This is a genomic window from Streptomyces odontomachi, assembly GCF_024435355.1.
Taxonomy (GTDB): Bacteria; Actinomycetota; Actinomycetes; order Streptomycetales; family Streptomycetaceae; genus Streptomyces; species Streptomyces odontomachi.
In genome coordinates this window covers 76,800-102,157 of record NZ_JAMJWG010000017.1, presented here as the reverse complement: position 1 = coordinate 102,157, position 25,358 = coordinate 76,800, and the positions used below count along the sequence as shown (strand labels likewise).

The window sequence follows — 25,358 nt, the reverse complement described above, 5'->3', positions numbered from 1 at the left end:
CCCGGACCGAATCATTCCGGTTTTGCCTGTGGATAACTCAAATCGGGGCCATGACAAGAGTTATCCACAGACTCGCGGGACCTGGTCGCGCTCTGTCCGACCCATCAGGTTGCATGGAGCCATGAGAACAACCGCTACCCAGCCTGCGCTGCCGCGCCGTCCGAGGAGACCCCGGCCGCGACCTCCACCAGCCACGACTCGTAGTCGAGCACCGAGCCGAACTCTCTCCTGGCCCGTGACGTCAGCGCCCGTTTGAGGGCGGACGAGCCCGCCGGCTCGGCGGCCAGTCGTGCCGCCACGTCGGCCGCCCGCCCGGGCCGGTCGTCGACCTCGTTGAGCAGACCCCGCCCGGCGGCTTCGCCGGCCGTCAGCAGGACGCCGTTCCAGGCCAGTTGGGCGAACGTGCCGGCTCCGGCGATCCGGGACACCAGCCAGCCCACCCCGCCCAGCAGCGCCGCAACCGGGTCGTTCGCACCGACCGCGAGGGTGGTGCGGGCCGTGGCCAGCCGTACGTCGGCGGCGAGCGCGAGGGCCAGCCCGAAGCCGCTGACCCGCCCGTCCAGGGCGACCACCACCGGGCAGTCGAGTCCGAAGACGTCGGCCGCCAGCGACTGGTAGCCCAAGACGACGCGTTCCCGGGTCAGGTCGGACGGATCGCTCTCCGGCCGGCGCAGTTCCGGCGCATGGTCCCAGGCGTCGCCCCGCACCGTGATCAGGACGGCACCGGGGGCGGCTCGCCGCCAGCCCCGCACCTGCTTGGCGAGCAGGCCACGGGCAGCAGCGTCCAACCGCGCCCCGGCTCCCGGGTCCTCGCACTCCAGCGGCATGACCTCGGCCATCGGTGTTCCCCTTCTCCTCGTCGTCCCCACGTTGCCCACGTTGCCCGCCGCCCCGCCTGACGCCCGAACCCCACGTCACCTGCGCAGCTGGCCCACCTGTCCCACCTGACGCACCACGCGCCACGTCACCGCCCCGTGAAATGCGCCGCCCGCTTCTCCAGGAAGGCGTCGATCCCCTCGAGGTGGTCGTCGGTGGAGAGCAGCGTCCCGAGCAGCGCGCGCTCGTGCTGCAACCCGGCGCTGACCGGCATCTCCTCGGAGCTGCGGATCGCGGCCTTGGACAGCCGGGTGGCGATCGGGCTGAACGCGGCGACGGTGGTGGCGAGCGCGACCCCGGCCGGCACGATCCGCTCGGCAGGGACGACTTGGGAGACCATGCCGTAGTCGCGCGCCGTCCAGGCGTCCACGCTCTGTCCGGCCAGCACCAGCTCGGCGGCGCGGAACCGCCCGCAGACCCGGGCCCAGCGCTGGGTGCCGCCGGCCCCGGGCAGGATGCCGAGCCGGATCTCCGGCTGGCCGAGGACGGCGGTGTCAGCGGCGACGATCAGGTCACAGGACATGGCCAGCTCGCAGCCGCCGCCGAGGACGTATCCGGCCACCGCGGCCACCGAGGGTTTGGTGAAGCGGGCGAACCGGACCCAGGCCGCCAGCCGCTCCGACTGGAGGTAATCGGCCGGGGTCGTCCGGCGCAGTTCGCGGATGTCGGCGCCGGAAGCGAAGATCTTCGGTCCGCCGGTCAGCACCACCGCACGGACGTCCGGATCGGACTCGGCGCGGTCCAGCCCCTCGGAGAGCCCGCGCAGCACCTCCGTGCTGAGTGCGTTGCGTGCGCCGGGCCGGTCGATGGTGATGACCGCGACGTGCTGATGCAGGTCGTAGCGGACGGCCTGGGCATCGTCAGCGGCTTGGGCATCGTCACCCACGAGGGCCTCCTCAATGGATTGTTCCCTGTGCACATACTTTGCAGTATGTCGATGCCCTGACCGTACGGAAGGTTCCGCCCGAGGGTCAACAGTCCCCTACCTGCTGTTTCTTCGAGGTGTGGAAAATAATTCGACGTTCAACCCCTTGACGCGGAGCGAAAAACGTCCATAGCTTCTGCGGCAACCTACTGCGTAGTATGCAAATTGCAGCTGGAGGCGCCGTGAAACGGAAGATGATCTCCATAGCGCTGGCGGCGGTCGTGATGCAGATGGTCGGCTGCGCCAACAACAACAGCGGAGGGTCGTCCTCCGGGAATCAGGACGACGACTCCGGCCCGATCAAGATCGGGGTGATCGTGCCCTTGAGCGGGCCGGCCGGGCCCAACGGCAAGCACGTGCTGAAGGCGATCAGCACCAAGGCCGAACTGATCAACAAGGCCGGCGGCGTGGACGGTCGCAAGCTGAAGATCGTCTCCAAGGACGACCAGAGCGACCCCGCAACCGGTGTCAGCGCGGCGAACGCGCTGGTCAACGAGAAGGTCTCGGTGGTCATGGGCGGCTGGAACAGTCCGGTGACCCTGGCCATCCAGCCAGTCCTGGTACGGGCCGGGATCCTCAACATCACCACCATCCCGCAGAACGCCTCGATCCTCGGCAAGGCCGACCCGGACGCGGTGCGGATGAACGCCGGCAACGCGGCGGGGGCCTACGCGGCGGCCCAGTACCTCGACAAGTCGCTCAAGGCCAAGCGGATCAGCATGCTGCTGGAGAACGACGCCTACGGCAACGACGCGGGCACCTTCCTCGGCAAGCAGCTGAAGTCGACCGGCATCAAGGTCGGCAGCAAGCAGAAGTTCGGCTACACCGACACCGACTTCCGGGTGCCGCTGTCCAAGCTGGCCAGGGACGGCTCCGACGTGGTCTTCTCGGCCAACGCGGCCGAGTCCTCCGGGATGCCGGCGATGGCCCAGCAGTACGCGAAGGCCGGGATCAAGGCGGTCCACTTCGCCGCGCTGGGCACCGTGTCGCCCAAGGTGGTGGAGCTGGCCGGGGGCGCGAAGGTCGACGGACTGCACTCGGCCGACCTGTACTTCCCGAAGGAGGCGCCGTTCACCTCCTACCCGAAGAACAACGAGTTCGTGGCGGCGTTCCAGAAGGCGGCGGGTGAAGCGCCGGACAAGTACGCCGCGCTCGGCGCGGAGAGCGTCGACGTCTGGGCCAAGGCGGTCGAGAAGGCCGGAACCACCGACCGCGACAAGGTCTCCGCGGCGATCCACGGCCAGAGCTTCAAGGACACCGTGCTGGGGGACGTCAAGTTCACCGAGGACGGTCAGTTGATCTCCCGGGTCTACGCCTTCACCGTGGCGAAGGGCAAGGTCGAGGTGGAGCGCGAGATCCCGGTGCCCGCATCCGTCTGGGAGCAGTGAGACCGGTGTCCGCGATCGACTCCCACCCGCACCCACCTGCGTTGAAGGCGGCTGACCTCGGCGTACGGTACGGCAGTCTGCAAGCGCTCGACGGCGTGTCATGGACCGTGGACGACGGCGAGATCCTGGGCATCATCGGACCCAACGGCGCCGGCAAGTCCAGCAGTTTCGCCGCGGTCACCAACGCGGTGCGGCGCACCGGCCGGGTCGACCTGTACGGCGACCGGGTGGACGGCGTGCCGACGCACCGTCTCGCACGACGTGGGCTGCGCCGCACCTTCCAGCAGAACTCCTTCTTCGGCGGCCTGTCGGTCCGGGACAACGCGGTGGCGGCGCTCGCGGTGGAGGAGGGGGTCTCGCTCGGCGGCAGCCTGTGCGCCCCCTGGCGGGAGATCGCCCAGCGCCGCAGGCACCGCGCCGCGGCGACACGGCTGCTGGCCGAGTTCGGCATCCCCGCCAAATACCACGGCCTGCCCCCGGACAACATCCCGCACGGGGTCCAGCGGTGCCTGTCCATCGTGCTCGCCTACGGCGCCGGGGCGCGGGTGCTCCTGGTGGACGAGCCGGCCGCCGGCATCGGCGGCGAGGACCTGGCCAGGCTGGCCGAGCTCCTGCGTGAGCTGCGGGGACGTGGTCTGGCGGTGCTGCTCATCGAGCACCACATGGACCTGGTGATGGAGATCGTGGACCGGCTGCTGGTCATCGACCGGGGCAGGCCGCTCGCCTACGGAGACCCCTCCGAGGTGCAGCGGGACCCCGCGGTCCTGGAGGCGTACCTGGGAGGTTCCGGATGACTGCGCTGCTCGAGGTGCAGAACCTGTCGGTGCGCTACGGGCGCAGCCCCGCGCTCGGCGGCGTCGACCTCTCGGTCGGCGAGGGCGAGCTGGTGGCGGTCGCCGGAGCCAACGGCGCGGGCAAGAGCACGCTGGTCAACGCGGTCGCCGGCTGGTCACGCGGACGGGCCACGGCCTCCGGCGCGGTCCGGCTCGCGGGCCGCGAGGTCTCCGCGCTGCCGACCCACAAGCGCATGCAGTTGGGCATGGCGCTGGTGCCGGAGGGCAAGAGCGCCTTCGAGCGGATGACCGTCGAAGAGAACCTGCGGCTGGTGCGCCCGCCCCGGCACGCGGCCGGCACGCGGTACGAGATCGAGGACGTCTACCGGGTCTTCCCGCAGCTACCGGACCGGGCGCAGGCCCGTTGCTCGACGCTGAGCGGTGGGGAACGCCAGATGGTGGCGATCGGCCGTGCGCTGCGTGCCGCACCCCGTCTGCTCATCCTCGACGAACCGTCGGTGGGCCTCGCGCCCCGCCTGGTCGTCGAGGTGCTGGAGCACATCCGCCGGCTGGTGTCCGACGGTCTCTCGGTGCTGCTGGTGGAACAGAACGTGAAGGCCACGCTGGAGGTCGCTGACCGCCTCTACCTGCTGGAGCAGGGTCGGGTGACCGGTGCGGGGACCCGTGCCGAGATGCGTGACGACCAGCGGATCGTCTCGGCCTACCTGGGAAAGTTGGGTCGCTGATGCTCCTTGCGCAACTGATCAACGGCCTCGCGCTCGGGGCGGGCTACGCGCTGCTCGCGGTCGGCTGGACGGTGCTGCTCAGCTCGGTGCGGCTGGTGAACTTCTCGCACGGGCAGCTCTACATGATCGGCGCCTTCCTCACCTGGATGTTCGTCGCCAAGGCGGGCATGCCGTACCTGCTGGCCGTGCCGGTGGCCGTGCTGGTGGTCGCGGTGCTCGGCGCCGTCATGCAACTGCTGCTGCGGCGGCTGACGCTGGAGCAGAACATCGTCAGCCTGATGCTGGTCACCCTCGCCTTCGGCTATCTGCTGGAGGGCGCCGGATCGCTGCTGTTCGGCGGCGACCCGCAGGTGATCGGCAGCCCGTTCCAGAGCGACGGAATGTCGGTGGGCACCGCCCACTTCACCCAGCAGGACGTGCTCATCGTGGTGCTGGCGCTGGTCCTGTACGCCGCCACCTTCTACGTGCTGGGCCGCACCAACGTCGGCCGGATCGTGCGCGGCGTCGCCGAGGACCCCAAGCTGGCGCAGGTCTACGGGATCGACGCGGCCAAGGTCTACCTGGGGGTGTTCGTGTTCTCGGCGGCCAGTGCGGCGCTGGCCGGGGCGGTGGTCGCACCGCGCAGCCCGATCCTCACCTCGATCGGCTTCGACCAGGTGGTCATCACCTTCCTGGTCGTCATCCTCGCCGGGATCGGCAACCTGACCGGGGGCCTGATCGTCGGTCTGGGCCTGGGCGTCTTCACGGCGCTCTTCGGCGCCTACGTCTCCCCGGCGTACTCCATGGCCGCCGCGTTCGCGGTGCTGCTGGTGGTCCTGATCGTCCGACCGCAGGGGTTGAAGTCCCGATGAGGAACGCGAGGAACACATCGCCCACGACGAGGACGCCGAACGTCCCGCCCGCCCCGGAACGGGCCGGATCGGACACCGGAACCGATGACGCCACAGGCACCACCGCCCCGCACCGCCCCGCGCGCGGCACCGGGCTGCGTGCGGCGGGCTGGCTGGCCCTGGTGGTGGCCGGCTATCTGCTCCCCGCGCTGGCCGGCGGCTCGGCACGCATCTACACCACCTTCGTGCTCATCGCGATCTTCGCGGTGATGTCCTACGGCGCCGACGTGGTGCTGTCCTACCTGGGTGAGGTCAGCCTCGGCCACACGCTGTTCTGGGCGGCCGGCGCCTACCTCACCGGCTACGTGACCGTGGAGTCCGGGTGGAGTCCGCTGCCGGCCCTGGTGCTCGCCCTCGCCGTCTCCACCGGTCTCGCGCTGCTCGTCGGCCTCGCCACGCTGCGCACCCGCGAGTTCGTCTTCTCGCTGGTCACCTATGCCACGGCGATCATCGGCCTGACGGTGGTGTCCAACCTGGGGCCGGCCGGTGGCTCCGACGGCCTGGTCGGCATCCCCATGCTGGAGTTGCCGGCCGTCGGCGGCAGCTACGTCGCGCACAACGACACCGAGCTGTGGCCGATCGCCTATGCGCTGCTGGTGCTCGTGGTGCTGTTCATCGCCCGCTTCCGCCGGTCCCGGCTGGGCGTGAACGCGCTGATGACGCAGATGAACGGGGACCTCGCCACCAGCATGGGCGTCGACGTCCGGCGCACCCGGGTGCTGGTCTTCGTGGTGTCGGCGCCGATCACCGCGCTGGCCGGCTGGCTCTACGCCTACCAGCGCGCCTACGTCAGCCCTGACCTGCTGTCGTCGTCGTTCCTGCTGTTCATGCTGACCGCGGTGATCCTGCCCGGCCGGCGGCAGTTGCTGGGCCCGCTGGTCGGCGCCGCGCTGATCACCACCCAGCAGCAGCTGTTCTCGTTCGGCGGGGACATCGACAAGATCGTTCTCGGTGGAGTGCTCGCCGTCGTCCTCCTGCTGTCGCCGAACGGCTTCGCGGGGCTCGGCCGGCTGCTGCGCGAGAGCCGGTCCCCCCGGGCCGCACAGCCCGCCTCCATCCCCGCCCACACCGATTGATGGGAGCCTGACCGTGTCAGTCATCTGGGAGCCACCGCTGGACGAGGAAGGCCGCAAGTGGCGCGACCTCGCCCGAGAACTCGCCACCGAGCACTTCGCCCCGCTCGCCGAGGAGCTCGACCGGGCGCAGCGCTACCCCTGGGAGAACGTCGAGATCCTGGTCGACAGCGGTCTTGCCGGCATCTTCGTCGGCAAGGAGTACGGCGGTCAGGGCGCCGGCTTCGACGTGGTGTGCGCGGTGATCGAGGAGGTCTCGCGTGCCTGCCCGTCCACCGGCGCCATCCTCACCGCCTACGCCCTGGGCGGCACGCCGATCGTGCTCGCCGGCACCGCGCAGCAGCGCGAGCGCTACCTGGGCGGCCTCGCGCGCGGCACCGCGGTGAGCTTCGCGCTGACCGAGGAGGGCGCGGGCAGCGACGCGGCCCGCATCCGGACCACCGCGGTACCTCAGGGCGACGGCTGGCGGATCCGCGGCGAGAAGATCTACATCGGCAACGGCGGCGCCTCCCAGCACTACGTGGTGTTCGCGCTGACCGACCCGGCCGCCGGCACCCGCGGCATCACCGCGTTCATGGTGGACAAGGACGCCGACGGGGTGGTGGTGGACCGCTACGAGGACAAGATGGGCATCCGCGGCACCAAGACCAGCAACCTCAAGCTGGACACCGTGGTCGGCGCCGACGCCGTCCTCGGCGAGCTGGGCCGCGGCATGAGGCTGGCGATGCGCACCCTCAACGCCGGCCGGATCACCGTGGCCGCCCAGTCGATCGGGGTGGGGCTCGCCGGATACGAGGTGGCGGCCCGGGAGGCGGCCCGCCGTGAGACCTTCGGCACCCCGATCATCGACAACCAGGGCATCTCGTTCCCGCTCGCCGACGTGGCCACCCGGGTCACCGCCGCCCGCATGATCACGCACCGGGCTGCCGTCACCTACCAGGAGGGCGGTGACGTCTCCATCCTCGGGGCGATGGCGAAGCTGGACGCCAGCGAGGCGGCGCACCGCGCGGTGGACACCGCCGTCCAGGTGTACGGCGGCGCCGGCTACTGCAAGCCCTGCCCGGCCGAACGGCTCTACCGGGACCAGCGCATCCTGGAGATCTACGAGGGCACTTCGGAGATCCAGCGCCTGGTGATCGGACGTGCCATCAAGGCCGAGGTCACGGCATGAGCGGCGCAAGGGACCATCGCGCCGCCTGGGAGCAGCAGGTCGACTTCCCGCCGTCCGGCCGCTACCGCATCTACGACCTGGCGCAGCAGCTCTACACCGGCATCCCGCACCACCCCAACCACCCGCCGTACAGCTTCACGCTGACCAAGCAGCACGGTGAGGTGATGTACCCGGACGACGTGTCGGCGGCCGCCGAGATGATCACCACCGGAGGCCATGTCGGCACCCACGTCGACGGCCTGGCGCACGTCTCCAGGCTGGGCCGGGTCTACGGCGGCGTCGACATCACCGCGCACCAGAGCTACCCGGAGGGCATGCGGGAGGTGTCGGTGCACGAGCTCGCACCGCTGCTGACCCCCGCCCACCTGGTGGACGCGACCCGTCACCTGGGCCGGCCGCTCACCCCCGAGGACGGCGTGGACGCGGAGTTGTTCGAGGAGTGGTTCGCCGACCGCCGGGCGCCGGAGCCGGGTTCGGTGGTGCTGGTCCGCACCGGCTGGGACGAGCTGTGGCAGGACAACGCCCGCTACCTCGGCACCAACACCGGCGCTCCCGGGGTGACGCTCTCCGGGGCGCGGTGGCTCACCGAGCGGGGCGTGGTGGCCAGTGGCTGCGACACCGTGGCCTACGAGCGCATGCCCAGCCCCAACCTGGAGGTGCACTGCCACCTCCTGGTCGAGCACGGAGTGCCGATCATGGAGGCTATGAATCTCTCCACGCTCGCCGCAGACGAGGTCTGGAACTTCTTCTTCGCCGCGGCTCCCCTCTCCATCCGCGGCGGCACCGGCTCGCCGATCCGCCCGCTGGCCTTCATCGGGACGGAGGTGCGCGCGTGAGCGCCCGCCGGCTGTCCCGTTCCGGCTCGGGACCCGGTCAGCGGGAGATCCTGGAGGCCGCCGCGATCGCCTTCACCCGGTCCGGCTACGAGGCCACCACCATCGACGACATCGCCGACCAGTTGGGCGCCACCAAGGGCCGGGTCTACCACTACTACCGGGCCAAGGCCGACATCTTCCTGGACGTGGTGCTCACCGGCATGGAGGAGCTGATCGCCGGGGTGCAGCCGCTGGCCACCGGCGCTGACATCTCCGCCGTCGACCGGCTGTGGCGGATGGTGCACCACCACGCCGGGCTGATGATGACCCGGAACTCCTTCCAGCGGGTCGCGGTGCAGGCGGTCGAACTGCACCGGATACGCGAGCAGTTCTCACGCCACGAGGTGCTCCAGAAGGTGGTGGCGCTGCGCGACCAGTACGAGCAGATGTTCGCCGACGTCATCGAGGAGGGCAAGCGCGAGGGCCTGCTGCGCGACGTGGACCCGCGGCTGGCCACCAAGCCCGCCCTGGGCGCGCTGAACTGGATCACCATCTGGTACGACCCGGAGCGCGGCGACTACGCGACCGTGCAGCGGGTGGCCAACGAATACGCCGACTTCGTCGTGAACGGTCTGCGGAGGAGCCGCACATGACCCTCGTGAGCCCCCATTCCGAGCGGTACTGGAGCGAGGTGGAGACCTGGCCCCGGGAACGCATACGCGAGCATCAGCTGGCGCGCCTGCGCCGCCAACTGGAGTACGTACAGGCCCACAGCCCGTTCTACCGCTCCCGGCTGGCCGCTCTCGACTTCCACCCCGGCGACCTGCGCACCCTGGACGACCTGCGAGAACTGCCGATGGTCAGCAAGGCGGACTACGTCGCCGACCTCGCCGCGCACCCGCCGTGGGGCAGCGCGCTCGCCGCCGACCACCGTGACGTGCGCCGGGTGCACTTCTCCTCCGGCACCACCGGCAAGCCGGCCCCGGTCTGCTGGTCCGCCGCCGACCTGGACCGCTGGGCCGACCTGTACGCGCGGACCGGCTACAGCCAGGGGGTGCGCGATCACGACGTGTACCAGTGCCTCTTCGGCTACGCGTGGTTCGTCGGCGGTCTCGGCGGCACCGCCGGCTACCAGCGTCTCGGGGCCACCGTGATACCGGCCGGCTCCAGCGAGACCGAGCGGCAGATCGAGACCATGTTCCGCTACGGGACGACGGCGGTCAGCGGCACGCCCTCGTTCATGCTGCACCTCGCCGAGACGGCGGAGAAGCTCGGCACCCCGCTGACCGGATCCGCCGTCCGGGCCATCCAGGTCGGCGGGGAACCGGGCGCCGGCGTGCCGGCGACCCGCGCCCACATCGAGGAGCGGTGGGGCGCCAAGTGCTACGACGGCTACGGCAGCCTGGAGTTCCAGCCGATCGCCTGGGAGTGCGAGGAGCAGGCCGGCGGGCACCTGATGGAGGACTTCGCCTACGCCGAGGTCCTCGACCCCGAGACCCACGAGCCGGTTCCGGACGGCACCGCGGGGGCGCTGGTCCTCACGCACCTGGATAAGCAGGCCAGCCCGCTGGTGCGGTGGTGGACCGGGGACATCGTGGTGCGCGACAGCTCCCGCTGCGCCTGCGGGCGCACCCATGCCCGGCTGCCGGGCGGGGTGGTGGGCCGGGCCGACGACATGCTCGTGGTCCGCGGGGTGAACCTGTTCCCCAGCGCCGTCGAGCAGGTGATCCGGCGCGCAGAGGCCACCACGGGCGAGTACCAGATCGTGCTGGACCGCGAGGTCACCGACCCGGCCACCGGCTACCTCACCGGCATCAAGCTGCGCGTCGAGGTGGCCGACGGCACGGCGCCGGACTTCGCGGACCGGCTCGCCGGCGAGCTGCGTGCCGAGCTGACCGTGCGCTGCCTGGTCGAGCAACTGCCCAGGGGCACGCTCCCCCGCTCCACCCACAAGACGAAACGCGTGGTCCGGGTGGACTGAGCGGCGGCACCGTCCCCACGGGGGTGCGCCGGCACCGAGCGACGAGACGCGAGTGAGAGGCGAGAGGCGAGAGGCGAGAGATGAGCAGAGAAACGTTTCTGGTATCCGGTGTGCGCACCCCGCACGGCCGGTACGGCGGGGCGCTGCGCGACGTGCGGGCGGTCGAGCTGGGCAGTGTCGCCGGGCGCGCGGTGCTGGAGCGGGCCGGGCTGCCGGCCGAAGCGGTCGAGGAGACCGTGGTGAGCAACTGCCGGCAGGCGGGCAACGGGCCCAACCCCGGACGCCAGGTCTCCCTCGCCTCCGGCGTGCCGCAGCGGGTACCGGCCCAGACCGTGAACATGGCCTGCGCGTCCGGCCTCAAGGCGCTCCAGCTGGCCCACCAGTCGGTGGCCGACGGCACGGCCGAGGTGGCGCTGGCGATCTCCGTGGAGTCCATGAGCACCATGCCGTACCTGGCGCCGTACACCCTGCGCTGGGAGGGCGTCCGGCGCGGCGACATCACGCTGGCCGACGGCTGGCGGGACGGCGGCACCGACCCGATCTGCGGGCTGAACATGGGACAGACCGCGGAGAAGGTCTCCCGCGAGTTCGCCATCACGCGCGAAGCCCAGGACGCCTGGGCGGCCCGCAGCCACCAGCGGGTGGCCGGCGCCTGGGACGAGGGCCGGTTCGCCGGCGAGGTGGTGCCCGTCGCGTCGGAGAACGGTTCGCTGGCCGTGGACGAGACCTTCCGGCGGGACAGCGACCTCGAACGGCTCGCCCGGCTGAGGCCGTCCTTCGAACGGAACGGCACGGTGACCGCCGGGAACGCCAGCCAGATGGCCGACGGTGCCGCCGCGATGCTGGTGGCCAGCGGCGAGGCGGTGCGCCGTTACGGGCTGACCCCGCGGGCCCGGTTGCGCTCGTTCGCCGCCGTGGGCGTCGACCCCAGCATGATGGGCGTCGGCCCGACAGCGGCGATCCCGGCGGCGCTCGCCTCCGCCGGCCTGACCAGCGCCGACATCGACCTGTTCGAGATCAACGAGGCGTTCGCCGCGCAGATCGTGCAGAACGTGCGGGAGCTGAAACTCGACGAGGAGCGGGTCAACGTCAACGGCGGCGGCATCGCACTGGGCCACCCCACCGGGCAGAGCGGGCTGCGCCTGGTGGTGACCCTGCTCGCCGAGTTGGAGCGGCGGCAGGCCCGGCTCGGCGTGGCCAGCCTGTGCGTCGGCGGCGGGATGGGCGTCGCCGCGGTCGTCGAAGGGGTGACCGCCTGATGGCGCCGTCGAGCAACGAGCCGAACGAGGTGGAAGAGGCGGAAGGGACGGGCGAGCGGTCCGACCTGGCCGGGCTGCGGGCGGTCGTCGTCGGTCTTGGACCGATGGGCCGGGGCATCGCCCGGGTCTTCGACCGGGCCGGCGCCGAGGTCCGGGTGGTGGACGGTTCGCCCCGGCTCACCGAGGACGGTCTTGCGAGGATCCGCGCGGAGGCCGAGGCGGACGGCGAGAGTCTGCGCTCGGTGGTCGGCGCCCCGCTCGCCGAAGCGGTGGCCGACGCCTCGGTCGTCGTCGAGGCCGTCGTGGAGAACCTGGAGGTCAAGCGGGAGCTGCTGGCGCAGATCGCCGCACACGGCCCGGACGATCTGCTGGTCGCCTCCAACACCTCCTCGCTCAGCGTGGCGGAGCTGGGCAGGGCCTTCGGCGATCCGTCCCGGGTCGTGGGCCTGCACTTCTTCAACCCGGCGACGAAGATGCGCCTGGTCGAGGTGGTCGCAGCGCGCGGCACCGGCGACGCCAGCCTGGCACGGGCCCGCCGGCTCACCGAGGCGCTGGGCAAGACCCCCGTGGTCTGCCGGGACTCCCCCAACTTCCTGGTCAACCGGATCTGCCGGCCGCTCTACTACGAGGCACAACTGCTCGCCACCCAGGGCGTGGAGCCCGCCGCGGTGGACGCCGTGGCCTGCGGGGCGCTGGGGCACCCGATGGGCCCGCTGACGCTCCTTGACTTCACCGGTCTGCACACCCATCTGGCGTCCTCCGAGACCGCGCTCCGGGAGTTCGGCGACCCCCGCTACCGGCCGATCCCGCTGGCCCGTTCGCTGGTGCGGGGCGGGATGACCGGCCGGGCCGCCGGGCGTGGCTTCTACGACTACGCGGTCGAGAAGCCACGGGCCGCGCTCGCCCGGGTGGTGCGCCGACCCGCCCCCGAGCGCCCCGCACTGCGGATCGACGTGGCGGGCCCGGACGCGACCACCGGCCCGGTCGAACTGCCGCCTCCCGCTGCCGCCGACGCCGGCACGGACGCACCCGCCGTCACCGTGTACCGCTGCCGGCGCCGCCCCACCGAGGCGGATGCCGCCGCGGTACGGGAGCTGGCCGAGGGCGGCGGCCGGGTGGTGGTCGACAGCTCCGACGGGCACTGGCTGGACCTGCTGCCCCGCGACGCCGGCTGGGTGTGCCTGCACCGCTCCCCCGCCGGTGACCTGTTCGCCGAGGTGGTGGTGGACGAGGTGGCCGGGCTGAAGCCGTTGGACCCGGTGGCGCTGCTGCTGGACGCGCTGGGTGCCGCCGCGGTCGAGGTGCCCGCGCTACCGGGCCTGGTCGCCGACCGGCTGGCGCACTGCATGATCAACGAAGCCGTCGCGGTCGTCGAGGAGGGCACCTCCACCCCCGGCGACGTGGACCTGGCGCTCACCCTGGGCATGAACCACCCGCGCGGACCCTTCGAGGAGCTGGGACGCCACGGCGCGGCCACGGTGTACGCCGCGCTGCGGTCGATGGCCGGCCTGTTCGGCGATCCCCGCTACCGCCCCGCCCCGTACCTGCGCCGGCAGGCGGCCGGGGAGCGGCGGTGAACGCCCCGGCGCCGCTGCGGGGCCGCCGGGTGGTGGACCTGAGCCAGTACATCGCCGGCTCGGTCTGCGGTCAGCTGCTCGCCGACTACGGCGCCGAGGTGGTGAAGGTCGAGCCCCCCGGCGGCGATCCGTCGCGCGCCCTCACCGGAAGCCGGTTCGGCAGTGCCTACTTCCGCGCCTACAACACCGGCAAGTCCAGCGTCACCCTGGACCTGCGGGAGCCGGCAGACCGGCGGCGGCTGGACGAACTCCTCGACGGTGCCGACGCCGTGGTGATGAACTTCGGCCGGCGCACCCGCGCCCGGCTCGGCCTGGACACGGCCTCCCTGCACCGCACCCGCCCGCACCTGGTGGTCACCGTGGTCAGCGCCTACGGCGCCGACGACCCGCGTACCTGCTTCGACTCCATCGCCCAGGCGGTGAGCGGATTCGCGCTGCTCAACGCGGCGGAGGACGGCCGGCCCCGGATCTCGGCCGGCTACCCCACCGACGTCTTCAGCGGCCTGTACGCGGGCACCGCGACCGCGATGGCGCTGCTCGACCCCCAGCTGGACACCGGCGTGGAGATCGACGTGCCGATGATCGAGGTCGCGATGAGCGCGCTCACCGGGCCCGCCTCGCTGATCGCCGCCGAGCAGGGGGACTTCCAGCGTGGCCGGGGGAACCAGGACGCGGCCACCGCGCCGTCGAACGTCTACCGCTGCCAGGACGGCCACGCCTACGTGTACGCCGGTCTGGACAAGCACTGGGCCCGGCTGCGTCCGGTGGTCGACGGGCCGGAGGCCAGCGCGGAAGCCCGGCTGGCCGACCCCTCCCGCTTCGACGCCATCGTCGAGGCATGGACCTCGCGGCACCGGGTCGCGGAGGTCTGCGCCCGGCTCCAGGAGCTCGACGTGCCCGGCGGGCCGGTACGCGACCCGGTGCAGGCGCTGCGGGCCACCGCACGGGAGCGGCCCGGCGCGGTCGTGGACCGGGAGCCGAGCGGCGAGGCGGTGCCGCAGCACCCTGCCGTCTTCTCGGGCACCCGAGCAGCACGCCGCCCGGCGCCACGCCCCCCAACCGCCACGGCGGCCGCAGGCGACCCACCGGGCCCACCCGCTACGCCGCAGCCGCAGGGCACCGCACCGACGGAGAGGAAGGATCACCCATGACCCAGCCCGCCCCCGCCCCCCAGGTCCTGGCCAAGGGCTCACTCGACGGCCTCTCCGCGCTGGTCACCGGCGCCGGCAGCGGCATCGGCCGGGCCATCGCCGAACGGCTGACCCAGCTGGGCGCCCGGGTCGCCGGTCTTGGCCGGCACGAGGACTCGCTCCGGGAGACCGGAGAGCTGCTGGAACATCCGGACCGCTACGCGTACCGGGTCTGCGACGTCCGGGACACCGAGGCGGCCACCGCCGCGCTGTGCGAGGTCGGCGAACGGGACGGCCTGGGGCTGCTGGTGAACAACGCGGGGGGCCAGTTCTTCGCGCCCGCCACGGAGATCTCCGCACGGGGCTGGAGCGCGGTCCTCGACCTCAATCTGACCAGCGTGTTCCACCTGACCAAGGCCGCCCGCCCCTATCTGGCCGCCACCCGGGGCAGCGTGGTGAACATCTCGCTGTCCGGGGTCGAACGCGGCGGCATGGGCATGGCGCACTCGATCGCCGCACGCTCCGGCGTGCTCGGCCTCACCCGCAGCCTCGCCCTGGAGTGGGCCGACGACGGCATCCGGCTCAACTGCCTGGGCCCCGGCACCGTGCTCACCCACGCCCTCGGTGACGAGGCCAGCAGCCATGTGCTGGACAACCTGGTGGAGCGCGCCACGCCGATGCGCCGGCCCACGCCCGCGCCCGACGTGGCGGAACTGGTGGCGTTCCTGGCCAGCCCGGCCGGGGCCCTGATGACCGGACAGCTGCTCCAGATCGACGGCGGCGCCCACCTCGGCGCCGGCCTGCACATGCTTCCGGAGGCCTATCGATGACCGGAACCGATACGGATACCGGTACGGGGACCAGTACGGATACCGGTACGGGGACCAGCGCCCTGACGGCGCGGCGGCTGACGCTCCCGGAGGCGGTACGCGCCCACGTACACCCCGGCACCCGGCTGTACCTGGGGAACTTCGGCGCCCAGCTGTTCAGCGTCGGACACGAGATGATCCGTCAGGGCGTGCACGACGTGGACGCCGTGATCGCCTCAGGCGGGCTGCTGCTCGACCAGTTGCTCGGCGCCGGAACGCTGCGCTCGGCCGCCTTCGGGCACTGCTGGAGCCCGGTCGGCCCGGCCCCCGCATGGAACTTCCGGCGGGCCGCTCAGGCCGGCGCCCGCACCCCGCGCCTGCACGAGCTGAGCCTCGGCCTGCTGAGCGCCGCGCTCACCGCCGGTGCGCACGGCGTGCCGTTCATGCCGGTCGCCGACCTGCCCGGCACCGGCTTTGTCGACGAGGACTGGACCGGCGGCCTGCTGGCCACCGTGGACAGCCCGTTCGGATCGACCCGGGTGGTGCGCGCCGAACGCCCCGACGTCGCCTTCCTCCACGTCGACCTGGTGGACCCGGACGGCAACGGCCATCTGCGCGGGCCGCTCGGCGAGATGCTGCTCGCCGCCCAGGCGGCGACCACCGTGGTGCTGGTGGCCGAGGAGATCGCCGAACCGGCCGCGGTACGGGCCGCCGGAGTGCATGTACCCGGCGTGCTCGTCGACGCCTACGTGCACCGCCCCGGGGCGGTCGCACCGGACGGCACGGTCGGCCGCTACGACCGGGACGTCGCCGCGTACGAGCGGTACGCCGAGCGGTCCCGCACCGCGGAGGGCTTCCAGCGCTGGCTGGACCAGGAGGTCCGCACCGCCCGGCCGGCCGACCCCGCACTCCCCGAGGTGACACCGTGACCGGCACCCCCGCTCCCCCGCCCACACCCACCGTCGACTTCCTCGTCCGGGCCGCCCGCGAGTTCCGGCTCGGGGGCTGGGTCTTCACCGGCTTCCACTGGCCGGTGCTGGCCGGCCACCTCGCGCACGCCCTGGACGGCGCCCCGTTCGTGCAGGTCTTCGAGGCGGGCGCGGCCTGCTGGGGCACCGGCCGTGCCGTCCCCACCTCCACCACCGACTACCCCGCCTACGCCGACGCGCAGGGCTGGACCGGCAGCACCACGGACGTCCTGCTGGCCATGGCGCACCGCTTCCACCGGGTGGTGCTGGACGCCGGCAACGTCGATGTGCGCGGCCACGTCAACTCCTCGTTCCTGGGCCCGCGCCGGCAGCCGACGGTACGGCTGCCGGGCGGCGGCGGTGCCCCGGACATCGCCGCCCGGGCCCGCGATCTCGTGTGGCTGCACGGCGGCGCCGACCTGCGGCGGCTCCAGGCCGAGGTCGAGCACACCACCGCCGCACCGGGTCCGGACACCCCGGTCCGGCTGCACACCCGCTGGGGCCTGGTGCGCCTGGGCCGGCGCCCGGAGCTGGTGGAACTGGCCGCGGAGCTGCCCGGCAGCGAGGAGTTCGTCGAACGGCTGCGCGAGCTGAACGTGGCCACCGACCACCCGGTTCCCCGCCCGCCGATCGCCGACCGGGAACGAAGCGCCGCCGCCCGGGTACTGGAGGAGGCCGCCGACCGTGGCTACGCCGTGGCCCGGCGGGCCCTGAGCGAACTGGAGAGCCTGCGATGACCACCACCCACCGGCCGGCGCCGGCCCCCGCCACCGGCCCGGCGGACCTGACCGAGCTACGGGCCAGGGTCCGTGCCGTGGTCGAGCGATGGAGCACGCAGCGGGGCTTCACACCACGCTGCGACGCCTGGCTGCGCGGCCACGACCCCGACTTCAGCCGGGAGCTGGCCGCACACGGCTGGATCGGCATGACCTGGCCGGCCGAGCTGGGCGGCGGCGACCGTTCGGCGCTGGAGCGTCTCGTGGTCACCGAGGAACTGCTGCGGGCCGGCGCCCCGGTCGCCGCCCACTGGATCGCCGACCGCCAGATCGGCCCGGCCATCCTCCGCTACGGCTCGCCCGAGCTGCAACGCCGCTTCCTGCCCGGCATCGCACGCGGCGAGGTGACGTTCTGCCTGGGGATGAGCGAGACCGAGGCCGGCTCCGACCTGGCCTCGGTGCGTACCGTGGCCGAAGCGACGTCGGAGCCCGCCGGCGGCTGGCGGCTGCGCGGGCGCAAGATCTGGACCAGCCAGGCGCACCGCTCCAGCCACGCCTACGTGCTGGCCCGCACCGGCACCGGCGCCCGCAGGCACGAGGGCCTCAGCGAGTTCGTGGTCGCCATGGACAGCCCGGGCGTGGCGGTGCGCCCGATCCACGACCTGTCCGGGGAGCACCACTTCAACGAGGTCACCTTCGACGACGTCCCGGTCCCGGCCGACCGGTTGCTCGGCACCGCAGGCGACGGCTGGCGCCAGGTCACCGAACAGCTGGCCTTCGAACGCGGCGGCATGGAACGGGTGCTGAGCACCTATCCGCTGCTGGCCGCCGTGCTGGCCGCGGCCGGCTCGGATCCGGAGACGGCCCGGGAGTTCGCCGGCCCGCTCGGCGGGGCGCTGGCCCGGTTGGCCGGCCTGCGCCGGCTGGCCTGGCGGACCGCGCAGGCCGTCGACGCGGGACAGGCACCCGTCCAGCAGGCCGCGATGCTCAAGGACCTCGGCACCGTCTTCGAGGGCGAGGTGAACGAGCTCGCCCGGCAGGTGCTGCGGATCGAGCCCGACCCGGCGGGCACGGGCGACGCCCTGCTGCTGGCCCAGGGTGTGCTGGCGGCGCCCGGTTTCACCATCCGCGGCGGCACCACGGAGGTTCTGCGCACCATCATCGCCCGAGCCGCCGCCGCGCCCGGCGGCCGGACCGGCGGGGGCGACGGGGCGTCGTCCTCCGGCGGGGACGCTGCCGAGTTGCGCGCCCTGGCCGACCAGGTGCTGGCCGACCGGGCCACCGGGCAGGACGAGGGCACCCCCGAGCGGCCCGGAGAGCTGCCCGAGGTGTGGCGGACCGTGAGCGATCTTCAGTGGCCCCAGGTGGCCACCCCCGAGCCGCTGGACGGCGCCGGAGGCACCCTGGACGACCTCGTGACGTTGGTCGAGGCGACCGGACGCCGCACGACGGCGATCCCCCTGGCCGAGACCGCGTGGGCGCGCCGGCTGCTGGCCGCCGCTGGCCGGCCGCTGGTCGAGTCCACCGCGACGGTGGTGCTGCCGGGCCGGGGTGAGGAACTTCTCTGGGACGGCGCCGGCCTCTCCGGCACCGCCACCCGGGTCCCGTGGGGCTGTGCTGCCGAGCGGCTGCTGGTGCTGGCCCGGGACCGCACGGGCCCCGAGGTGCTGCTGTCGGTGGCCGCCGACGCGTCGGGACTGGTGCGGGAGCCCGGCGTCAACCTCGCCGGCGAACCCCGTGACACGGTGCGGTTCGATGCGGTGCACGCCGAGCGGATCGGCAGCGGTGCCCCGGAGCCCGGCTCGGTCGCCGCCGCCGGTGCGCTGCTGCGGACGGCGGCCATGGTGGGGGCCCTGGAGCGGGCGGTCACCCACACCGTGGAGCATGTGACGGTGCGGGAGCAGTTCGGGCGGCCCCTGCTGGCGTTCCAGGCCGTGGGCGCCACCCTGGCCCGGATGGCCTCGGAACTGGCCCTCGCCCGCACCGCGCTGTCCGCCGCGGTGGCGGCGAGCCGGTCACGGGTGGCGGTCGACCGGGTGGCGGCGGCGGTCGTCGTCGCCGGCGCTGCGGCCACCGAGGTGGCCCGTGGTGCCCACCAGTTGCACGGCGCGATGGGCGTGACCCGTGAACACCCGCTGCACCGGGCGACCCGCAGGCTGTGGTCCTGGCGCGACGAGTTCGGCGGCGACCGGCACTGGGCGCGGTTGCTCGGCGAACGGCTGCTGCCGCTGGGCCCTGACGGCGTGTGGGACTGGCTCACCGCCGACCTCGACCGGCAGGACTGACGGGCCACGTGCCATCGTCGTCCACCCCGGCCGAGTCCCCCTGGGGCAGCCCGGGGACCGACCGGGGGAACGACCCCACCACAGCGAAGAGAGCGCGAACGATGACGAAGATCGACCTGTCCCAGGACGCCGGCCAGTGGACGCTCACCCTGAACGATCCCGACCGGCGCAACTGCATCGACGAGGCCATGGTCCGGGAGCTGGGTGACGCGGTGTCCGCCGTCGCCGCCGACCCGCACGCCAGGACCCTCGTGGTCACCGGCGCCGGCACCGCATTCTGCGCCGGCGCCGACCTCCCGGCCCTGTTCGGCACCACCGGCCGCAGTGTCGCTGAGACCCGCACCCACCTGCACCAGGTGTACGACAGCTTCCTGCGCCTGCGGTCGCTGGCCATCCCCACCGTCGCCGCCGTGCAGGGCCCGGCCGTCGGAGCCGGGCTCAACCTGGCCATGGCCTGTGACGTGCGGCTGGCCGGGCCCCGCGCCTCGTTCGCCGCCACCTTCAGCCGGATCGGGCTGCATCCGGGCGGTGGCTGCACCTGGTTCCTGGTGGACGGGCTCGGCCCGCAGAAGGCGCTCGCCCTGCTCCTCGACGGTGGCTCGCTGACCGGCGAGGACGCGGTGCGCGAGGGCCTGGCGCTACGGCTCGTCGACGACCCGGTGGCCGCCGCGGGAGAGCTCGCCGGGCGCTGGGCGGCCCTGGACCCGGCGCTGGCCCGGGACATCAAGAGCGCCGTCGGGGTGGCGCGGTCCGGGGACTTCGACGCCACCCTGGAGTTCGAGTCCTGGGCGCAGGCCTCATCGGCGACCGGCCCGGCCATCCAGAAGGCCGTCGCAAGGTTCCGCAAATGACGCACCCGCCGCTGCGCATCGCCGACCTGGACACCCACGGCAGCTGGGTCGACGTCGCGGTGCCGGACACCGTGGAACGCGACTACCGGGCCGTCACCGGCTTCTCCGGCCGGCAACCACCGGCGGGGCTCGCTTCGGTGGTGGCCCGGCTGGCCTACACCCGGGGCCGGCCGATGCCGCCGGGGGGCGTGCTGCGGGAGATCTCCCAGCGCTCCGCCGGGCCACCGCCGGCCGACGGCCGCTGGCAGGCACGGATCTCCTCGGCCCTGCTCGGCGAACGCTCCGGGCGGCGCCGCGTCGCCGTCATCGTGGCACTGCGCGGTGCTCCGGGCGGGGCACCGTCCCGTGCGGCGTCCGCGGCGACGGGGCCGGCCGACGCCCATGCCCTCGTCGCCTCGGTGCGGTTTCTGCTGGACTGGCCGGCGGGGGCGGCATGACCCCCGTTCCCGAGCCTGCCGGCACCCGGCACCTCACGTTGGACACCGCGCTGGCCTGGGCCGAGGTGGTGGACGACCGCAACCCCCTGCACACCGACCCGGAGTTCGCGGCCACCACCCGGTTCCAGCGCCCCATCGCCCACGGCTCGCTGCTGTTCGCCCTGATCTGTGACGCGCTCCAGCAGGGCGGAGCACACCACGGCGACCTCACCGTCCGCTTCCGCGCGCCCGTCCCCCTGGGATCGACCGTGGCCCTGGAGCGGGACGGCGCCGGGGTGCGGCTGCGGTGCGGCGACCACCGGCCGGTCGACGTGACCTGGTCCCCGACGCCCGCCGACCCTCCTTCGAAGGAGCACTCCCCATGACCGGCACCGTCCTCGTAGTCGGCGCGAGCGGGCTGGTCGGCGCCGCCTGCGTGGCGGAGTTCGCCGCGGCCGGTTGGCGGGTGCTGGCCGTCTCCCGGCGGGCTCCCGAGGCCGCAGCGGAGGTCGCCTTCCAGCACCTGCCGGTGGACCTGCGCGATCCCGCCGCCGTCCGGGCTGCCGCCGGCCGGTTCGCCGAGGTGACCCATGTCGTCTACGCCGCCGTCTTCGAGAAGCCGGACCTGGTGCGCGGCTGGCGCGAGCCCCACCAGATGGCGATCAACCTGGCCATGTTCCAGTCCGTCACCGAGGCCCTCAGGTCTGCCCCGGTCGAGCACCTGACGTTGCTCCAGGGCACCAAGGCCTACGGGGTGCACCATCACCCCATCCGGGTTCCGGCCCGGGAACGGCACCCCCGTGACCCGCACCAGAACTTCTACTGGCTCCAGGAGGACCACCTGAGGGCGGTCGCCCGGGAACGGGACCTTTCCTGGACCGTGCTCCGTCCCCAGCTGGTCGTCGGGCCCACCCACGGCGTCGCCATGAACCTGCCGCCGGTGATCGGGGCGTACGCGGCGATCTGCCGTGCCGAGGGTCTGCCGTTCGGCTTCCCCGGCGGACCCTCCTACGTCACTCAGGCGGTGGACGTCCGGCTGGTGGCCCGGGCGGCGCGCTGGGCGGCCGGCAGCCCGGCAGCCAGGGGCGAGCACTTCAACCTCACCAACGGCGAGGTCTTCGGCTGGCGCGACCTGTGGCCCGCGCTCGCCGAGGAGTCGGGGCTCGAGCCGGCGCCCGACACCCCGCGTCGGCTCGCCGAGTTCCTGCCCGCGCACGCAGCGACGTGGGACCGGCTGGTGCGTCGCCACGGGCTGCGCCCCCTGGCGCTTCCCGCACTGCTCGGCGCCTCACACCACTACGCCGACTTCCACTTCGCCACCGGCGCAAGGACCGCACCCCCGCCGGCCCTCGTCAGCACCGTCAAGGTGTCCCAGGCCGGGTTCACCGACACCTGGGACACCGAACTCTCGTTCCGGCACTGGCTGCGGGCGCTGGTCGACCGCGGTGTGCTGCCACCGGGCTGACGGACGACGACGGCCAGGCCCGTCGACCGTCATCGCGCCGCGGGAGCACCGCCGCGGTGTCACTGCTGCGGCGGAGCCTGCCAGCCCTGGGGCTGCTGCATCTGCTGGTACCCCTGCTGCTGCGGCGGGTACTGCGGCGGCGCCGAGGGCTGCGGCGGGCGGGCTGCGGCACCACCCTGTACGCGGTCCAGCAGGGCGCAGGCGGCGGCACCGATCATCAGCCCGATGCCGAGCTGCGAACTGGCCTCCCGGATCTGCATGAACTCGGCGCTCTCCAGGTCACTGCGTTCCGCGATCATCGGCATGGCGAACCCCTGCACCAGGAAGTACAGGCCCACCACCAGGAATATCCACCCCATGACTCTCATGGGCCGGTACCTTACTCGCGGCGATCACCGCCGATGACGGTTTCCCGCAGTCGGCTCGTGCGCTCCCGCAGCCCCCTCGTGTCCTGGTCGGACGCTCAGATGTCCTGCTCGAGTTGCTGCTTCATCGGCACCAGACCGCGGGCCTCGTAAAAGGACCGGGCCGACGTGTTGAAGGACCACACGTTGACGTGCAGCCGCCGGCAGCCCGCCGCACGGCCGCGCTCACGTACCGCCTCCAGGAGCGCACTTCCCACCCCGCCGCGCGAGGCGACGGGATCCACGGCGAGGTGCTCCAGCTTCATCGCCGCGCTCCGGTGGACGTGCAGACCGGCTTCGCGCTCCACCACCCGGGCCACGGCATATCCGACGACCGACCCGTCAGAGGCCGCTTCGGCCACCAGGACGTGCACGGCGGGCTCATCGACGAGGCCGTGGAAAAAGGCCTCGACCCGTGCCTGGTCCGGTTCCCCGACGAAGACGTCGGGCCGCTGCCCGGCATGCAGTTCATGAACGCCGGCGTGCAGCTCGACGAGCCCCGCGGCGTCCCCCTTCGCGGCGTCCCTGACCCGGATCATGCATTCCAGGATGCCCGCCGGACGGGACCCTGCGCCAAGGGAATACCGCCCCCGCCGCTCAGCCCGCCGCGGCGAGGACCAGCGGAAGGACGCGGTCGCTGCCGGCCTGGCGGAGGAGGCGGGCGGCGACCGCGAGGGTCCAGCCGGAGTCGGTGTAGTCGTCGACGAGCAGGACGGGGCCCGGTGAGTGGGTCAGGGCGTCGGCCAGTTCGCCGGAGACGGAGAAGGCGCCGGACAGCGCCCGCAGGCGTTGCGCGGAGTTGCTGCGGCGTGCCGTGTGTCCCTCGCCCGGCCCGGTGTGGGTGAGGGCGCCCAGGAAGGGGAGGCGACCGATGGTGGCGATGCCCTGGGCGAGCGAACCCACCAGCTGCGGGCGGGCCAGGGACGGTACCGCGACGACTCCCACCGGCCGGGCAGCGGCGTCCGGAACGCTGGGCGCCCAGCCACCCGGGGAGCGTGCCCAGTCGGCGATGACGTCCACCGCGGCGCGCAGGACATCGTCGGGGACCTGGCCGTCCGGCGCGTTCTCGGCCAGCAGCGGGCGCAGCCGGTTGCCCCAGCCGATGTCGGAGAGCCGCCCCAGGGCACGCCCGGTGGCGCACTGCTGCGTGGCCGGGATGCGTCCCTTGAGGTCGATGCCCAGGGCGGCCATGCCCGTCGGCCACATGCGGCGCGGCTCGATCTCCACCCCGGGGCGGTCGAGTTCCTTCGTCGCCGCCGACAGGGTCTCCGCCGTCACGGCGGCGTCGACCCAGGCGCCCGCGCAGGTGTCGCACCGGCCGCACGGGGCCGCCGCCTCGTCGTCCAGCTGCCGGCGCAGGAACTCCATCCGGCACCGGGACGTGCTGACGTAGTCGCGCATGGCCTGCTGCTCGGCGGCCCGCTGCCGTGCCACCCAGGCGTAACGCTCGGCGTCGTACGTCCATGCGGCGCCCGTGGCCGTCCAACCGCCCTTCACGCGCTTGACCGCACCGTCGACGTCCAGCACCTTCAGCATGGTCTCCAGCCGGCTGCGCCGCAGGTCGACCGATGCCTCCAGGGCCGGCACCGACAGCGGCCGGCCCGCGTCGGCGAGGGCCGCGAGTGCCTGGCGCACCTGGTCCTCGGGCGGGAAGGCGGTGTCGGCGAAGTAGCGCCAGATGGCCTCGTCCTCCTTGCCCGGCAGCAGCAGCACATCGGCGTGCTCGACCCCGCGTCCGGCGCGCCCCACCTGCTGGTAGTACGCGATCGGCGAGGACGGCGAGCCGAGGTGGAGCACGAAGCCGAGGTCCGGCTTGTCGAAGCCCATGCCCAGCGCCGACGTGGCGACCAGTGCCTTGACCCGGTTCTCCAGCAGGTCGGCTTCGGCCTGCAACCGGTCGGCGTGCTCCGTGCGGCCCGTGTAGGAGGCCACGTCGAAGCCGCGCTGGCGCAGGTAGGCGGTGGCCTCCTCCGCCGCGGCCACCGTCAGCGTGTAGATGATTCCGGAGCCGGTGAGCTCGTCCAGGTGCTCGGCGAGCCAGGCCAGCCGGTGCGCGGCGTCCGGCAGCCGCACCACGCCCAACCGCAGGCTCTCCCGCTCCAGCGTGCCGCGCAGCACCAGGGCCTCGCCGGCGCCGGTGCCCAACTGCTCGGCCACGTCGGCGGTGACCCGCGCATTGGCGGTCGCTGTGGTGGCGAGTACCGGTACCCCGGGGGCGAGACCGGCGAGCATCGCCCGCAGCCGGCGGTAGTCGGGGCGGAAGTCATGGCCCCAGTCGGAGATGCAGTGCGCTTCGTCGACCACCAGCAGGCCGGTCGTGGCCGCGAGCTTGGGCAGCAGCTGCTCGCGGAAGTCCACCGAGTTGAGGCGTTCCGGGCTGACCAGGAGGACATCGGTCTCGCCGCGCTCCACCTCCTCGTAGATGGCGTCCCATTCCTCCGGGTTGGCCGAGTTGATGGTGCGCGCCCGGATGCCGGCCCGGGCCGCCGACTCGACCTGGTTGCGCATCAGCGCCAGCAGCGGTGAGACGATCACCGTCGGGCCCGAGCCGCGCCGCCGCAGCAGGGCGGTGGCCACGAAGTACACCGCCGACTTGCCCCAGCCGGTGCGCTGCACCACCAGCGCACGCCGGCGCTGAAGCACCAGCGCCGCCACCGCCTGCCACTGGTCCTCCCGCAACCGTGCCGAGCCGTCCGGATCACCGACGAGCTCGGCAAGGATGGCGTCGGCTTCCGCGCGCAGCTCCCGTTCGTCCATGCCCCCATGCAACCCGATGGCACCGACAATCAGCCACCTCACTCAGCGTGAGGAGAACGGTGCATAGGGTCCGCGGACCGCGG

General features: G+C 73.0%; 25 protein-coding genes. 20 read left to right on the top strand and 5 right to left on the bottom strand.

Features of this window, described 5'->3' with window-relative positions; genetic code table 11:
- Positions 1-134 precede the first annotated feature (134 nt).
- Positions 135-839, bottom strand: coding sequence for an enoyl-CoA hydratase-related protein (locus tag NQO67_RS30105; protein WP_255953483.1), 705 nt, complete (start codon positions 837-839; stop codon positions 135-137).
- Between the two features lie 125 nt (positions 840-964).
- Positions 965-1,762 (bottom strand): enoyl-CoA hydratase/isomerase family protein, encoded by a 798-nt coding sequence (locus tag NQO67_RS30100; protein ID WP_255953482.1) that lies wholly within the window; start codon positions 1,760-1,762, stop codon positions 965-967.
- A gap of 221 nt (positions 1,763-1,983) precedes the next feature.
- Here NQO67_RS30100 and NQO67_RS30095 point away from each other — a divergent pair, with 221 nt between their 5' ends.
- The 20 genes from NQO67_RS30095 to NQO67_RS30000 all read left to right on the top strand — a co-directional run bounded on the left by NQO67_RS30095 (position 1,984) and on the right by NQO67_RS30000 (position 22,114).
- Positions 1,984-3,189, top strand: coding sequence for an ABC transporter substrate-binding protein (locus tag NQO67_RS30095; protein WP_255953481.1), 1,206 nt, complete (start codon positions 1,984-1,986; stop codon positions 3,187-3,189).
- A gap of 5 nt (positions 3,190-3,194) precedes the next feature.
- Complete coding sequence (locus NQO67_RS30090; protein ID WP_255953480.1) at positions 3,195-3,983, top strand: ABC transporter ATP-binding protein; 789 nt, start codon at positions 3,195-3,197, stop codon at positions 3,981-3,983.
- Complete coding sequence (locus NQO67_RS30085; protein WP_255953479.1) at positions 3,980-4,708, top strand: ABC transporter ATP-binding protein; 729 nt, start codon at positions 3,980-3,982, stop codon at positions 4,706-4,708. Before NQO67_RS30090 ends, NQO67_RS30085 begins: the two co-directional genes overlap by 4 nt.
- A complete protein-coding gene (locus tag NQO67_RS30080) occupies positions 4,708-5,559 on the top strand; it encodes a branched-chain amino acid ABC transporter permease (RefSeq protein WP_255953478.1) in 852 nt (283 codons plus the stop codon). The genes NQO67_RS30085 and NQO67_RS30080 overlap by 1 nt, the downstream gene beginning before the upstream one ends.
- The gene (locus NQO67_RS30075) at positions 5,556-6,674 is read left to right on the top strand and encodes a branched-chain amino acid ABC transporter permease (protein WP_255953477.1); all 1,119 of its coding nucleotides are present in this window, start codon (positions 5,556-5,558) and stop codon (positions 6,672-6,674) included. The genes NQO67_RS30080 and NQO67_RS30075 overlap by 4 nt, the downstream gene beginning before the upstream one ends.
- Before the next feature lie 13 nt (positions 6,675-6,687).
- Entirely contained in the window at positions 6,688-7,842 is a 1,155-nt protein-coding gene (locus tag NQO67_RS30070; protein WP_255953476.1) for an acyl-CoA dehydrogenase family protein, read from the top strand.
- Positions 7,839-8,678 carry a cyclase family protein gene (locus NQO67_RS30065; protein ID WP_255953475.1) on the top strand — a complete coding sequence of 280 codons (840 nt, stop codon included), beginning with the start codon at positions 7,839-7,841 and terminating at the stop codon, positions 8,676-8,678. The genes NQO67_RS30070 and NQO67_RS30065 overlap by 4 nt, the downstream gene beginning before the upstream one ends.
- A complete protein-coding gene (locus tag NQO67_RS30060; protein ID WP_255953474.1) occupies positions 8,675-9,310 on the top strand; it encodes a TetR/AcrR family transcriptional regulator in 636 nt (211 codons plus the stop codon). The genes NQO67_RS30065 and NQO67_RS30060 overlap by 4 nt, the downstream gene beginning before the upstream one ends.
- On the top strand, positions 9,307-10,638 hold the full coding sequence (locus NQO67_RS30055; RefSeq protein WP_255953473.1) for a phenylacetate--CoA ligase family protein: 1,332 nt from the start codon (positions 9,307-9,309) through the stop codon (positions 10,636-10,638). Before NQO67_RS30060 ends, NQO67_RS30055 begins: the two co-directional genes overlap by 4 nt.
- An 80-nt stretch (positions 10,639-10,718) precedes the next feature.
- On the top strand, positions 10,719-11,897 hold the full coding sequence (locus NQO67_RS30050; RefSeq protein WP_255953472.1) for a thiolase family protein: 1,179 nt from the start codon (positions 10,719-10,721) through the stop codon (positions 11,895-11,897).
- Positions 11,897-13,474, top strand: a complete 1,578-nt coding sequence (locus NQO67_RS30045; RefSeq protein ID WP_255953471.1) for a 3-hydroxyacyl-CoA dehydrogenase NAD-binding domain-containing protein — start codon at positions 11,897-11,899, stop codon at positions 13,472-13,474. Before NQO67_RS30050 ends, NQO67_RS30045 begins: the two co-directional genes overlap by 1 nt.
- Positions 13,471-14,625 carry a CaiB/BaiF CoA transferase family protein gene (locus NQO67_RS30040; protein ID WP_255953470.1) on the top strand — a complete coding sequence of 385 codons (1,155 nt, stop codon included), beginning with the start codon at positions 13,471-13,473 and terminating at the stop codon, positions 14,623-14,625. Before NQO67_RS30045 ends, NQO67_RS30040 begins: the two co-directional genes overlap by 4 nt.
- Positions 14,622-15,434, top strand: coding sequence for an SDR family NAD(P)-dependent oxidoreductase (locus NQO67_RS30035; protein ID WP_255953469.1), 813 nt, complete (start codon positions 14,622-14,624; stop codon positions 15,432-15,434). The genes NQO67_RS30040 and NQO67_RS30035 overlap by 4 nt, the downstream gene beginning before the upstream one ends.
- On the top strand, positions 15,431-16,342 hold the full coding sequence (locus tag NQO67_RS30030; RefSeq protein WP_255953468.1) for a CoA-transferase: 912 nt from the start codon (positions 15,431-15,433) through the stop codon (positions 16,340-16,342). The genes NQO67_RS30035 and NQO67_RS30030 overlap by 4 nt, the downstream gene beginning before the upstream one ends.
- On the top strand, positions 16,339-17,118 hold the full coding sequence (locus tag NQO67_RS30025) for a hypothetical protein (RefSeq protein ID WP_255953467.1): 780 nt from the start codon (positions 16,339-16,341) through the stop codon (positions 17,116-17,118). Before NQO67_RS30030 ends, NQO67_RS30025 begins: the two co-directional genes overlap by 4 nt.
- The gene (locus NQO67_RS30020) at positions 17,115-19,382 is read left to right on the top strand and encodes an acyl-CoA dehydrogenase family protein (RefSeq protein ID WP_255953466.1); all 2,268 of its coding nucleotides are present in this window, start codon (positions 17,115-17,117) and stop codon (positions 19,380-19,382) included. Before NQO67_RS30025 ends, NQO67_RS30020 begins: the two co-directional genes overlap by 4 nt.
- Positions 19,383-19,483: 101 nt before the next feature.
- On the top strand, positions 19,484-20,233 hold the full coding sequence (locus NQO67_RS30015) for an enoyl-CoA hydratase (RefSeq protein WP_255953465.1): 750 nt from the start codon (positions 19,484-19,486) through the stop codon (positions 20,231-20,233).
- Positions 20,230-20,670 carry a hypothetical protein gene (locus NQO67_RS30010; protein WP_255953464.1) on the top strand — a complete coding sequence of 147 codons (441 nt, stop codon included), beginning with the start codon at positions 20,230-20,232 and terminating at the stop codon, positions 20,668-20,670. The genes NQO67_RS30015 and NQO67_RS30010 overlap by 4 nt, the downstream gene beginning before the upstream one ends.
- Positions 20,667-21,035, top strand: coding sequence for a MaoC family dehydratase (locus tag NQO67_RS30005; RefSeq protein WP_255953463.1), 369 nt, complete (start codon positions 20,667-20,669; stop codon positions 21,033-21,035). Before NQO67_RS30010 ends, NQO67_RS30005 begins: the two co-directional genes overlap by 4 nt.
- Positions 21,032-22,114 (top strand): NAD-dependent epimerase/dehydratase family protein, encoded by a 1,083-nt coding sequence (locus NQO67_RS30000; protein WP_255953462.1) that lies wholly within the window; start codon positions 21,032-21,034, stop codon positions 22,112-22,114. The genes NQO67_RS30005 and NQO67_RS30000 overlap by 4 nt, the downstream gene beginning before the upstream one ends.
- 59 nt (positions 22,115-22,173) lie before the next feature.
- Here NQO67_RS30000 and NQO67_RS29995 read toward each other — a convergent pair whose 3' ends face one another.
- The 3 genes from NQO67_RS29995 to NQO67_RS29985 all read right to left on the bottom strand — a co-directional run bounded on the left by NQO67_RS29995 (position 22,174) and on the right by NQO67_RS29985 (position 25,275).
- Positions 22,174-22,482, bottom strand: a complete 309-nt coding sequence (locus NQO67_RS29995) for a hypothetical protein (protein WP_255953461.1) — start codon at positions 22,480-22,482, stop codon at positions 22,174-22,176.
- Between the two features lie 95 nt (positions 22,483-22,577).
- A complete protein-coding gene (locus NQO67_RS29990; protein ID WP_255953460.1) occupies positions 22,578-23,057 on the bottom strand; it encodes a GNAT family N-acetyltransferase in 480 nt (159 codons plus the stop codon).
- Positions 23,058-23,115: 58 nt separating this feature from the next.
- Positions 23,116-25,275, bottom strand: coding sequence for a RecQ family ATP-dependent DNA helicase (locus NQO67_RS29985; protein ID WP_255953459.1), 2,160 nt, complete (start codon positions 25,273-25,275; stop codon positions 23,116-23,118).
- Positions 25,276-25,358: the final 83 nt, after the last annotated feature.